The sequence below is a fragment of the Aminobacter sp. P4_D5 genome, assembly GCF_056401815.1.
The window spans coordinates 1-10,999 of the sequence record NZ_JBFUIP010000178.1; the positions used below are offsets into that span (position 1 = coordinate 1).

13 protein-coding genes and 1 pseudogene are annotated in these 10,999 nt (G+C 60.9%); 7 read left to right on the forward strand and 7 right to left on the reverse strand.

Features of this window, described 5'->3' with window-relative positions; translation table 11 throughout:
* Positions 1-72 precede the first annotated feature (72 nt).
* Positions 73-834: a Crp/Fnr family transcriptional regulator gene (locus tag AC1DWF_RS26295; RefSeq protein WP_476842225.1), complete on the reverse strand. Its 762-nt coding sequence runs from the start codon at positions 832-834 to the stop codon at positions 73-75.
* A gap of 162 nt (positions 835-996) precedes the next feature.
* On the opposite strand from AC1DWF_RS26295, the gene AC1DWF_RS26300 reads away from it, so the two are divergent.
* A complete protein-coding gene (locus tag AC1DWF_RS26300; RefSeq protein WP_476782670.1) occupies positions 997-1,377 on the forward strand; it encodes a response regulator in 381 nt (126 codons plus the stop codon).
* Here AC1DWF_RS26300 and AC1DWF_RS26305 read toward each other — a convergent pair.
* Both AC1DWF_RS26305 and AC1DWF_RS26310 read right to left on the reverse strand, forming a co-directional pair.
* Positions 1,363-1,911, reverse strand: a complete 549-nt coding sequence (locus AC1DWF_RS26305; protein ID WP_476782669.1) for a sigma-70 family RNA polymerase sigma factor — start codon at positions 1,909-1,911, stop codon at positions 1,363-1,365. The two genes, AC1DWF_RS26300 and AC1DWF_RS26305, sit on opposite strands and share 15 nt — an antisense overlap.
* 6 nt (positions 1,912-1,917) lie before the next feature.
* Positions 1,918-2,115 carry a NepR family anti-sigma factor gene (locus AC1DWF_RS26310; protein ID WP_476782684.1) on the reverse strand — a complete coding sequence of 66 codons (198 nt, stop codon included), beginning with the start codon at positions 2,113-2,115 and terminating at the stop codon, positions 1,918-1,920.
* Between the two features lie 202 nt (positions 2,116-2,317).
* On the opposite strand from AC1DWF_RS26310, the gene AC1DWF_RS26315 reads away from it, so the two are divergent.
* From AC1DWF_RS26315 to AC1DWF_RS26335, 5 genes are all read left to right on the forward strand, one after another.
* Positions 2,318-3,112 (forward strand): response regulator, encoded by a 795-nt coding sequence (locus AC1DWF_RS26315; RefSeq protein ID WP_476782668.1) that lies wholly within the window; start codon positions 2,318-2,320, stop codon positions 3,110-3,112.
* 76 nt (positions 3,113-3,188) lie between these two features.
* Positions 3,189-3,353: a DUF1328 domain-containing protein gene (locus AC1DWF_RS26320; protein WP_018429836.1), complete on the forward strand. Its 165-nt coding sequence runs from the start codon at positions 3,189-3,191 to the stop codon at positions 3,351-3,353.
* Positions 3,354-3,578: 225 nt separating this feature from the next.
* The gene (locus AC1DWF_RS26325; RefSeq protein WP_476782667.1) at positions 3,579-4,547 is read left to right on the forward strand and encodes a sensor histidine kinase; all 969 of its coding nucleotides are present in this window, start codon (positions 3,579-3,581) and stop codon (positions 4,545-4,547) included.
* Positions 4,548-4,676: 129 nt separating this feature from the next.
* Positions 4,677-4,997 carry a hypothetical protein gene (locus AC1DWF_RS26330; RefSeq protein WP_476782666.1) on the forward strand — a complete coding sequence of 107 codons (321 nt, stop codon included), beginning with the start codon at positions 4,677-4,679 and terminating at the stop codon, positions 4,995-4,997.
* Between the two features lie 162 nt (positions 4,998-5,159).
* Positions 5,160-5,405, forward strand: a complete 246-nt coding sequence (locus AC1DWF_RS26335; RefSeq protein ID WP_476788367.1) for a YMGG-like glycine zipper-containing protein — start codon at positions 5,160-5,162, stop codon at positions 5,403-5,405.
* A 65-nt stretch (positions 5,406-5,470) separates the two neighbouring features.
* On the opposite strand, the gene AC1DWF_RS26340 is transcribed toward AC1DWF_RS26335, so the two are convergent.
* From AC1DWF_RS26340 to xylF, 4 genes are all read right to left on the reverse strand, one after another.
* Positions 5,471-7,051, reverse strand: a complete 1,581-nt coding sequence (locus tag AC1DWF_RS26340) for a CHASE domain-containing protein (protein ID WP_476788366.1) — start codon at positions 7,049-7,051, stop codon at positions 5,471-5,473.
* Between the two features lie 129 nt (positions 7,052-7,180).
* Positions 7,181-7,969: an ATP-binding cassette domain-containing protein gene (locus AC1DWF_RS26345; protein ID WP_476783080.1), complete on the reverse strand. Its 789-nt coding sequence runs from the start codon at positions 7,967-7,969 to the stop codon at positions 7,181-7,183.
* A gap of 21 nt (positions 7,970-7,990) precedes the next feature.
* Positions 7,991-9,343: a sugar ABC transporter permease gene (locus AC1DWF_RS26350; RefSeq protein WP_476783081.1), complete on the reverse strand. Its 1,353-nt coding sequence runs from the start codon at positions 9,341-9,343 to the stop codon at positions 7,991-7,993.
* A gap of 139 nt (positions 9,344-9,482) precedes the next feature.
* Positions 9,483-10,523, reverse strand: a complete 1,041-nt coding sequence (gene xylF / locus AC1DWF_RS26355; RefSeq protein WP_476783082.1) for a D-xylose ABC transporter substrate-binding protein — start codon at positions 10,521-10,523, stop codon at positions 9,483-9,485.
* 247 nt (positions 10,524-10,770) lie between these two features.
* On the opposite strand from xylF, the pseudogene AC1DWF_RS26360 reads away from it, so the two are divergent.
* Positions 10,771-10,999, forward strand: a pseudogene (locus AC1DWF_RS26360) (sugar kinase); the annotation flags it as partial.

Genomic DNA, 10,999 nt, shown 5'->3' on the forward strand with positions numbered 1-10,999 from the left:
ATCATCCGCAACGTGGTGCCCGGTGTGAACTGGGGCGTCGACGTACTTGATCGGCGATACAGCCGATAGCGCTCACAAGAGAGGACGCACGCTTTCGTCAAGGCCGCTCCAGTCAGCGAGCGACATCAGTMCTTCGATGTCGAGCACCTTGCAGCCACCATCGCGCCACTGCACGAGCTTGCGGTCCATCAGTTTCCTGATCGTCTTGTTGGTATGGACGAGCGAAAGCCCGAGCGTGTCGGCGAGATGCTGCTGGGTGATCGGAATCTCCACCTTGCCGGCGCCATTCATACCGACCTTACGCGCCCGGCTGGCAATGAAAGCAAGCAGGTAGGCCGCGCGCTCAAGCGCTGAACGGCGTCCGACGCTCAACAAATTCTCGTCGAGCATCCGTTCTTCGCGCGCTGCAATCCATGTGATGTCGTAGCCGAGGCCAGGATAGCCGCGATAGAGTTCCATCAGCCGGTCGCGCTCGAACATGCACAAAAGCATCGGGGACAACGCCTCGACCGAGTGCTGCATCTCGCCCATCAGGCTGCCCTGCAGTCCGATCATGTCGCCCGGCAGCACATAGTTCAGGATCTGGCGGCGGCCATCCTCGAGCAGCTTGTAGCGAAAGCCCCATCCCGCAAGCACGGTATACAGATGTGCGCTGTTGCTACCTTCCGAAAGCAATGTCGCACCCTTGTCGACGGAAAGTTCTCCGCGCTTGAAGCCGCTGACGAAAGCCAGTTCTTCCATGTCGAAGGCCCTGAAAGCCGGCAACGACCGAAGCGGACACTTTTCGCACGAAACCTGCCGCGCCATTTCGCTCGGAATGCTCTGCCCGCTCATGCTATTCTCCAGGGAATGTGATCGGCAACGCGGTCAGGCCGGCGAAAGTTCCCCGTACCAGCGAGGTCGAGGACCGCTTCCTTGTCGAGCATGTCTTTTTTAAATGACAGCGGACGCGACTACCGCCATGTTCGGATTCAATTTCATGGAGTGCCCCTCGACGTGCCAACCCCGCTTTCAGGATTGCGTATCCTTGTGCTTGAAGACGAAGCCTTGATCGCGCTCGATGTCGAGCAGCTTTGCAAGGATCATGGCGCCGGGGATGTCGTCATCGCCAGCAATTTGCGCGAGGCTCAGGAAGCCGCGTTGCCTTATGATGCAGCCATCATCGATATCATGCTGAATGGCGAGCCGACGCTCGACTTCGCCCGCGGCCTTGCAGCTGCGGGCGTACCGTTCATCTTCGCCTCGGGCTACGACCAGCTGGACGAAATCTTCACCGGCTTTCCGGACGTTACCTTGGTAAGCAAGCCCTATGGAGGCGATGACCTTGTCGAGGCCGTCGCCGAAAGCATCCGAAAGACCCGCTCAGCCGAGCGTTGATCCCATGACCTGAGCCGCGATCGCGTCGGGGCCATAGTCGGCCTCGCCCGAGACGTCGAGTATCTCCTGCAGCCTGTTGCGGGCGCGACTCACACGGCTCTTGATGGTGCCCACCGCGCAACCGCAGATTTCGGCCGCCTCTTCATAAGAAAAGCCGGATGCGCCGATCAGAACGATCGCCTCGCGCTGGTCTTCGGGGAGCTGCTCGAGCGCCTTGCGGAAATCGTCGAGATCAAGCCTGCCGGGCTGGCTCGGATGCACGGCCAGACGCGCGGTCAAAAGGCCGTCGCTGTCTTGCACCTCGCGTCCGCGCTTGCGCATCTGCGAATAGAATTCATTGCGCAAAATTGTGAACAGCCAAGCCTTCAAATTGGTACCCGGCTGAAAGCTCGTCTGTTTGTCCCACGCCTTGACGAGCGTTTCCTGGACCAGGTCGTCGGCTCTATCGGCATTTTGAGAGAGCGACATGGCGAAAGCGCGCAGGCCAGGGATCGCCGCGAGCAAGTCGCCCTTGAAACCGAGGGAAGCTGCCATGCGTGGTCAGTCCTTCTGCTGCGCGGGTTCGGCTTCTTCCAGCTGGCTGAGCAACTGGGCGAAACGATCCGGCACCTCGTCGGACACCAGTTCATCGTAATATTGTTTCAATTTTCGGCCGATTTCGGAGTTTGCTCCAAGAGGCTCGCCGTCTCGGCGGCGCTTCGGCGCGGCGTTGCCTGCACCACTTGTCTGCTTAGTCATATGCTTGCTTTGCCCTTGTGCAGTGTCAAACGTCCCGCCCCCGAAATGATGGCGCGCAACAACCCTTGTCGGTTTCCCGAATTTTGCATCAAACTCCCCAAATGCGGATAGGTTCCACAAAAGAGGAACTTTTGCACAGACAATGCGTTGTGTGCTCGCTTCAAAGCAGTTTTGACACCGTCACATGAGGGAGACGTCGACTATGACTCTATCCACGAGAATCGCCCCGCACCTGCCCTATCTCCGCCGTTTCTCGCGCGCGGTGTCGGGTTCTCAGGAAAGTGGCGATGCGCTGGTGGCCGCGATGCTCGAAGCGCTCATCGACGACATCGATGTATTCCCGTCCGCATCTAGCGACCGCATCGCGCTTTACAAGGTATTTGCCCGCCTGTTCACTTCGGTTTCGTTCCGCGTACCGCAGGAATCCTCGTCACTAGCCTGGGAAAAGCGCGCCGCAGCCAATCTCGCAGCACTTTCTCCACGCCCGCGCCAAGCCTTCCTGCTGGTCGCCGTCGAAGGGTTCAATGACATCGAAGCCGCTGAGGTGCTCGATGCCGACCAGGAAGAATTTGCCCAGCTGCTCCAGGAAGCAAGCGGCGACATATCGCGCCAGGTTGCAACCGACATCCTGATCATCGAGGACGAACCGCTGATCGCCATGGATATCGAAGAAATGGTGGAAAGCCTCGGCCATCGCGTGGTTGGTACTGCACGCACCCATGCCGAAGCGACAGCCATGTTCAAGAAGACACGACCCAAGATGATCCTGGCCGATATCCAGCTCGCCGACGGCAGCTCAGGCATCGAGGCCGTCAACGAGATGCTGTCGTCTGCCCCGCTGCCGGTGATCTTCATCACCGCCTTCCCCGAGCGCCTTCTAACCGGCGAACGGCCGGAGCCGGCGTTCCTGGTCACCAAGCCGTTCAACCCCGAAATGGTCAAGGCGCTGATAAGTCAAGCTTTGTTCTTTGACAGGCAGGCGAAAGCTGCTGCATAGGCCTTTTTTAGCACCACCTCAGGGAACCAACCTTGGGGCGGTACGTTTTTCATTCGTCATTTGAAGGAGATAGACCATGCTTTATTGGGCGCTCGTATTCCTCGTCGTCGCGATCATCGCCGGCGCCCTCGGCTTCGGCGGCATCGCCGGAACATCCGCTGGCATCGCGCAGATCCTGTTCTTCATCTTCTTGGCATTCCTGGTGATTTCGTTGATCGCGGGCCTTTTCAGGCGCGCGTGATTAAGCCGGAGAATGAAGAACGAAACCCAGACTGGAAGCCGGCCCCCTCAGTCGGAGTCCAGCGCCGCCGGGTAGCGCTCCTATTCTGAAGCGTTACCCGGCGGTCCCATTTCGGTGCCGGCCGGGTGTCTCCGGTAAGCATCGAAGAATTCGCTCAGCAGAGCAAAGGCAGGCACTTGTCGCATGGCCAACCCCACCACTCCCCCAATGGGACAGAGTTCACGGGTGGACGCGGCGCTCCTGCATGCTTCCCGCAATGCCGGCATCGCCGTGCTCTACCAGGACCGCAAGCTGCGCACGATGTGGTCGCATAATCTGCAGCCGCCTTGGGCTGAACTGCTTGAGGACCAGGTCGGTGACGGCAATTTTCTGCCGCAGCAGCAGGCCGCCCGCCTTGTAGCAGCCAAAAAGAACGTCATCGCAACCGGCAATTCCGACGGGCTTGAGATCAGCGTTGCCGACAACGCCGCCGGCATGCGCTGGTTCGACGTCTGCATCGATGCCGACGTCTCGGATCGCGGCCAGATCCAGGGCGTGGTCGTTACCGTGATCGAAACCACAGAGCAGAAGCGGCGCGAGCAGACGCTGAAGGCGCTTTTGCGCGAGGTCAGCCACCGCTCCAAAAACCTGCTTGCCATCATCCAGAGCATCGCCAGCCAGACCGGACATTATTCCGGCTCCATCGACGGCTTTCTCGAACGCTTCCGCGGTCGTCTCCAATCCATCGCCTCGTCGCAGGACCTCGTAACCTCCTCCAACTGGCGCGGCGCGGGGTTCCGGGAACTGGTCGTTGGCCAGGTCGGTCGCTACAGCATCGACACGATACACACCGTGCGCTTTTCCGGCGACGATCCCTATCTCAACCCCAACGCCGCCCTGCATGTCGGCCTTGCCGTCCATGAGCTGGCGGTCAATTCGGTGAGCTATGGCGCGCTTTCCCGCGCCGACGGTTATGTCGAGGTCGCCGCCGCCAGAACGATGGCTGGACCCGACGGCGAAGAACATATGACCGTGCACTGGTCCGAGGCGATAGGACCAGTGACCGACAGCACGGTGCGCAAGAAGCGTTTTGGCAGCGTGGCGCTGGAGCGCGTGGTGCCGACTGCGCTCAACGGCTCCGCAGAGCTCGATATCGGCACCACGACGCTGGAATACAGGCTCGTCATGCCCAAGGCGAATTTCGAGATGGAGTAGAAGCCTCGGGCCGGCTCCTTCAGGTTCAAGCGCCGAAGATTCAAACTTCAACGCATTTCAGAAAATGAGTCGCTGAGGGCATGGAACTTTTAGCCAGGCATCGCCGTTTCTTGGACAAKGTGGTTTGCCATGGAACACATCGCAGCACTTCTGTTGGTCGTTTCCTGCTCGCAGGATTTGTCTGGTTGCCGGGAGGTTCGTCCCCCCACCGCCGTTTTTGAAGCCTTCGAGGACTGCCAGGCGACATTGCCCAAGACCTTGCGCGTCCTCGCTCCACAGCATCCGCGTGTCTTTGCCAAGTGCCTGGAGGTCGACCCGGCACTTGAGGACGATTACGACCAGTTGACCTGGAATGTCTTGCCCAACGGAACGCTCGACGCGTCTCTTTCAATCTCCAACGTCGTTGTTGCGTCCGGTCAGGCGCGCGCCAAGGCAGCCTATGTTCATTAGTGTCGGATTGTATCCGGCAAATCCTGTCACACCGAGGAACCGGTACATGGCGGATACGCGGGACCAGTTGAATAGGTGCTGCGATCCGAAAAACGATTCCGATTTTTGGGCCGATGCGCTAAGTGTCGGAAGGGACGATCTGAAAGCGAGAGGACTGACCACATGAAGAAACTACTTATTGCCCTTGCAGCGGTGGTTGCGATTTCGGGCTGCACGACCACCGAGCGCGACCTCGCTGTCGGCACGGGCGTAGGTGCTGTGGCTGGCGGCCTGATCGGCGGCGGCAAGGGTGCATTGATTGGCGGTGCCGTCGGCGCTGCATCCGGCCTTCTCGTGCGCAACCTGCGCAACGGCTACTGCGAGTATCGCGACAGCCGCGGACAGCTCTACACCGCACGCTGCCGCTAAACGCGAGCTACTTGAAAACCCGGCGCCGACAATGTCGGCGCCGGGTTTTGTTTGTCCGGCACCAGTCAGCCGCGATAGGGTATGTCGATCTCGACCCTGAGCCCGTCATCCGCATAGTGCCGGGCAATCCGGCCTTCCAGCTCGCGGGTGATGTTCATGTCGATCAGCTTGGTGCCAAAGCCGATCTTCTCCGGCTCTGAAACGCCCTTGCCGTTGCGCTCCGCCCAGTTGAGCACCAGCCGACGCCCCTTGCCCTGACCATTCAGGTGCCAATCCACCTTCAGCCCGCCGACGGAATTGTCGCCATCGCCATATTTCAGCGCGTTGGTCGCCAGTTCGTGGAAGGTCAAGCCGAGCGCCTGCGTGGTCGTTTCGTCGAGTTCGACCGTGGGGCCGGTCGTCATTCCCTCGGGCAGTTCTTTTCCGAACACCTGGCCGAGCTCGATACGCAGCAGCTCGCTGAGATCCGCCTTTTGCCAGCGCGAGCGTGTCAGCATGTCCTGCGAGGAGGCCATCGCCTGCAGGCGCGCTGAAAACGAGGCGGAGAACTCATCGACATCCTTCGAGCTGGCGGCCGTCTGTCGTGCCATCGCCAGGACGCGCGCGATAAGGTTCTTGATGCGATGCTTCATTTCCTGAAGCATCAGATCCTTTTCGAGAAGGCTCTTCTCGGTCGTCTCGTGAAGCAGGCTCGCTGCCTCATAGGCGCGCTGCTGATAGCGCGCGACCAGCGCTATGGAGCCTGCAAGCACCAGTCCGAAAACCCCCAGCATCAACGGTGCCGAACGTGGCGATGGCGCCACGAAAGCCGTGCTTGGCCGGAAATTGACAGTCCATTTGCGGCCGGCGACATTGGCCTCGCGCGTCACCGAGAAATTGTCGCCATAGCTGGGGTCGGGCGGCACCTGGGAGCGGAACAGCAGCGTGTCGTCGCCTGCCGTTCCATCGAATACTTCGACCGAAATCGGCAATAGCGGCCCCTTGCCGAGCGCTGCCTGAAACAGCTCTGCAGTGCGGAACGCAACATAGAGGAAGCCGGCCGGCGCCGACCCCTCGGCGGCAGGGCGGTCGACGCGCGAAAACACCAAAACCCCGGGCTGCCGTTCATTGTCACCTTGGCCGAGCAACACCCTGCCCGTCGCCCTTGGTTCGCCCTGTGCGGCCATCGCCGCTTCGATCGCGGTGCGGCGTGGCGGATCGGTTGCCATGTCGAAGCCCATCGCATCGAGGCTGGCCTTGCTCATTGGCTCGAACAGCACGATCGGTGTCCGCCACTTGAGGTCGGTTTCCGGAAACGGCGACCGGTCGATACCGTAGCCGTCCTTCAGCTCGCGCGTAACGGCCTCGCTTTGCTCGCTGTCGATCAGCCGAAGGAAACCAACACCTCGCAAGCTCGGGAATTTCCGTTCGGCGTCCAGCGAAGCGAAATAGTCGCGAAACTGGTCGCGCGAGATGTCGCCCTTCTGGGCCGCAAACATCGCCTGGGTCGCGTGTAGCAGGGCAAGGTCGAACTCCACCCTGCCTTCGATACGGTTGAGCGCATCGTCGGCCACCGACTGAAACTTGATACGCGCCGCCTCGACCGTTGCCAGATAGACGAGTGCCGCCATCGTCAGGCTGACGAGCGTGACGGCAACAAAAATCATGCTGGGGAAGTATTTTCTCAATTCTGGCTGGCTCGCGTCACCCTTTACCCATTAACGCATGATCGCGAAAAGTGGGAACTGCTTTTCGCGATCATCTCTAAGCCAGTTTCATAAGCCGGCAAAGCCGGGTCAGGCAGCGATCTGCATCGCTCCAGGTCCTGGGACAGCTCCGGGCGGGCATTTGCCAAGAATGATCATGCCGAGCACCTCGTCCTTGGTCACGTCCTGGGTGCGCGCCGTGCCCACCACCTGGCCGTTCTTCATCACGCAGACGCGGTCGGCGAGGTCGAAGACATCATGGATGTCATGGCTGATCAGGAAGATGCCAATGCCGTCGGCCTTGAGCTGCTTGACCAGTTCGCCGACCTGCGCCGTCTCCTGGGGCCCAAGGGCCGCCGTCGGTTCATCCATGATCAGGATGCGCGCGTTGAACAAGATGGCGCGCGCGATCGCGACCGACTGGCGCTGCCCACCCGACAGCTTGCTGACCGGCTCCTTGAAGCGCTGGAAGCGCGGGTTGAGCCGGCCCATCACCTTGCGCGCCTCGGCCTCCATGGCGACGTCGTCCAACGTGCCATAGGCGGTCATGATCTCGCGCCCGAGGAACAAATTGGCGGCGGCATCGACATTGTCGGCCAAAGCCAGCGTCTGGTAGATCGTCTCGATGCCGTACTTCTTGGCATCGCGCGGGTTGCCGATCTGCGCCTCGGAGCCATTGACGAAGATCGTGCCGCTATCGCGCTTGTAGGCGCCAGACAGGATCTTGATCAGCGTCGACTTGCCAGCACCATTGTGGCCGAGCAGTGCCACCACTTCGCCGGGATAAAGATCGACCGAGGCATCGTCGACGGCGCGGATGCCGCCGAAGGCGATGGAGATGTTCTTGAGGTCGACGAGCGGGATACGGGTCTGTTCCATGATCTTGTCTCCCGAATTTCGTTAGACGCGCTTGCGGTAGAGCGTGTCGAGCCAGACGGCCACGACCAGCACCAAGCCGACGACGATGTTCTGCAGCGGCGTGTCGATGTTGAGCAGCACCATGCCCGACTGGAGCGACTGCATCAGGAGAGCGCCCAGCATGGCACCCGCAACCGTGCCGGCCCCACCGGCGAGCGAGGTGCCGCCGATGACCGCTGCAGCGATGACAAGAAGCTCGTCCAGGGTGCCGAGCGAGTTGGTTGCCGAGTTCAGGCGGGCACTGGAGACTGCCGCGCTGATCGCCGCCAGCACGCCCATGATCATGAACACCTTCATGGTGATCCAGCGCGTGTTGATGCCGGCAAGGCTTGCTGCTTCGGGGTTGCCGCCGATGGCGAAGACATAGCGGCCGAAGCGTGTGCGGTTGGTGACAAAGGTCATGACGATGCCCACGGCCACCGCGATCAGGACGGGAATGGCAATGCCATGGGCGATGAACAGCCCGCCTTCGGGGATGGTGATGCCGTTGGCCTCGGCGTAGCGACGCACGATGCCGATCGGCCAGGGGTAGGAATTGGCGATCCAGATCGCACCAAGGATGACCCCGCAGGTGACAGCGCCGAGAAATGCCTCGGCCCAGACCGGCCGCAGCGGGAACTTGAAGCGCTTGCGTTGCTGGCGGCCACGCAGCAGCAGGAACACCACGGCCAGGCATGCGACAAGGCCGACGATCCAGCTCCACGTGGCTCCTATGGCGCCTTGCGGACCACCGCCCATGAGCTGGAAGGTCGCATCGAGCGGCGCGATCGTCTGGCCTGACGTGACCCACCAGGCTGCTCCGCGCCAGATCAGCAATCCGCCCAGCGTCACGATGAAGGCGGGAACCTCCATGTAGGCGATGACGAAACCTTGCAGCGCGCCGATCATCAAGCCGAGTGCGATGCCTATGGCGAGCGCCAGTGCCCAGATCCAAGGATTGCCGAGCTCCAGGCCTACGGCCTTGATCAGGAAATGCACCTGGGCGAAGCCCATCACCATGCCGATCAGGCCTTCGGCCGAGCCGACGGACAGGTCGATGTTGCGCATGACGATGACCAGCACCATGCCGGTCGCCATGATCGCCACGGCGGACGCCTGCACCGATAGGTTCCACAGGTTGCGGGCGGTCATGAAGGTGCGGCTATCGAAATCGAACGGGTTGACGCCGAGGCGCAGGCTCGAAATCACCTGCAGTCCGACCCAGATCAGCAGCAGCGCGCCGACCATGCCGAGCATTCGCGTATCGATCTCGGTCGCCTTGAGAAAACGCCCGATTGGGCTGAGCTCGGTCGTTCGCGCTCGGTCAGCCGGCGCGTTGGAAGTCGTATCTGCCATTGTTACCTCCCAACCGGATGGCCGTCTTCGCGGCAGCCGGTGTGCGCATGATAGGAGCAATCCACCATGTCATGAAGCGGGCGCTTTTGAAAAACGCCGCGGACAAGCCGCGGCGTTTCCCGATCGGATCGAACCGGTCTTAGTTGCAGGCAGCAACTGAACCGGCAGCCACACCCTGGCAGACCACGTCCTTGCCAACCCAGCCGGCGTCGATGACGAGGTTGAGGTTGTCCTTGGTGATCGGAACCGGGGTCAGGAAGACAGAGTTCAGCTCCAGGCCGCCCGGCGTCTTGAACTTGGCGACGTTGGCGATCTCTTCCATCTTCTTGCCATCGGCGAGCTGCGAGGCGATTTCAGCCGCGTTCTTGCCGAGTTCGCGCGCGTCCTTCCAGACAGAAACCGTCTGCGTGCCAAGCGCGATGCGGTTCAGCGCGGCATGGTCGCCGTCCTGGCCCGATACCGGCACCGAGCCGGCAAGGCCCTGCGCCTGAAGTGCTGCGATCGCACCGCCTGCAGTGCCATCGTTGGAAGCCACGACCGCGTCGATCTTGTTGTCGTTGGCGGTCAGGAACTGCTCCATGTTCTTCTGAGCGTTGGCGGGCAGCCAGCCGTCAGTATAGGCCTCGCCGACATTCTTGATCTTGCCGGCGTCGACGGCTTCCTTGAGCACTTCCATCTGCCCAGCAAACAGGAAGTCGGCGTTCGGATCAGCACCCGAGCCCTTGATGAAGACATAGTTGCCTTCAGGCTTGGCGGCAAACACGCCCTTGGCCTGCATGCGACCGACTTCCTTGTTGTCGAAGGTCAGGTAGAAGGCGTCCTTGTTTTCGATCAGACGGTCATAGCCGACGACCGGAATGCCTTCCGCAACCGCCTTGTCGACAGCCGGCCCGATAGCCGATGCGTCCTGCGCCAGGATGATCAAGGCGTTGGCGCCCTGCGAGATCAGGCTTTCGACGTCGGTGAGTTGCTTTGCGGGCGACGACTGTGCGTCAGCCGAGATGTACTTGTCACCAGCGGCCTCGATGGCGGCCTTCATCGCAGCTTCGTCGGTCTTCCAGCGTTCTTCCTGGAAGTTCGACCACGACACGCCGATGACCTTGTCCTTTGCCGAAGCCACTGCCGAAAGCGACAGAGTCATGGCAACACCCGCCAGGATGGCGGTGGTAAACTTTTTCATGATTTCCTCCCTGCGCCCAATGGGCGCGCCTACTTCGCGATAGCCCTTGGAGAAGCTCTTTTTTTCGAGCCTCGAAAAAATACTGACTCAACGGCCAGCCGCTGTCAACATGGTTTCGCAAGGCCTCTCTAATTTTTTCGGAGCTCGAAATAAATAAAGACTTTTGGCTTCGGCTCTGTCACAATTAGTTGGCGCTAGGGACTGCCGCATAAGAAGGGCAGCGCTTCGCCGGGAGGAAGACGAGCACATGTCGGTCGGCATACGTCACGACGATCTGAGGCGACGCAACCGCGCCATGGTCATATCAGCGGTTCGTCGCGCCAGCCAGCCTTCGCGCACCGAAATTGCCGCCACGACCGGCCTCAGCCACTCCACAATATCGACGATATCCTCCGACCTCATCGCCGAAGGCATCCTCGCCGAAGCCAAGGGCAATGAACAAGTAGCCATGAAGCGCGGCCGGCCGCAGGTCGCCC

Coding starts and splice junctions, on each gene's coding strand:
- AC1DWF_RS26305 (WP_476782669.1), bottom strand. CDS start 1,911: ATGGCAGCTTCCCTCGGTTTCAAGGGCGACTTGCTCGCGGCGATCCCT.
- AC1DWF_RS26310 (WP_476782684.1), bottom strand. CDS start 2,115: ATGACTAAGCAGACAAGTGGTGCAGGCAACGCCGCGCCGAAGCGCCGC.
- AC1DWF_RS26315 (WP_476782668.1), top strand. CDS start 2,318: ATGACTCTATCCACGAGAATCGCCCCGCACCTGCCCTATCTCCGCCGT.
- AC1DWF_RS26320 (WP_018429836.1), top strand. CDS start 3,189: ATGCTTTATTGGGCGCTCGTATTCCTCGTCGTCGCGATCATCGCCGGC.
- AC1DWF_RS26330 (WP_476782666.1), top strand. CDS start 4,677: ATGGAACACATCGCAGCACTTCTGTTGGTCGTTTCCTGCTCGCAGGAT.
- AC1DWF_RS26335 (WP_476788367.1), top strand. CDS start 5,160: ATGAAGAAACTACTTATTGCCCTTGCAGCGGTGGTTGCGATTTCGGGC.
- AC1DWF_RS26340 (WP_476788366.1), bottom strand. CDS start 7,051: ATGATTTTTGTTGCCGTCACGCTCGTCAGCCTGACGATGGCGGCACTC.
- AC1DWF_RS26345 (WP_476783080.1), bottom strand. CDS start 7,969: ATGGAACAGACCCGTATCCCGCTCGTCGACCTCAAGAACATCTCCATC.
- AC1DWF_RS26350 (WP_476783081.1), bottom strand. CDS start 9,343: ATGGCAGATACGACTTCCAACGCGCCGGCTGACCGAGCGCGAACGACC.
- xylF (WP_476783082.1), bottom strand. CDS start 10,523: ATGAAAAAGTTTACCACCGCCATCCTGGCGGGTGTTGCCATGACTCTG.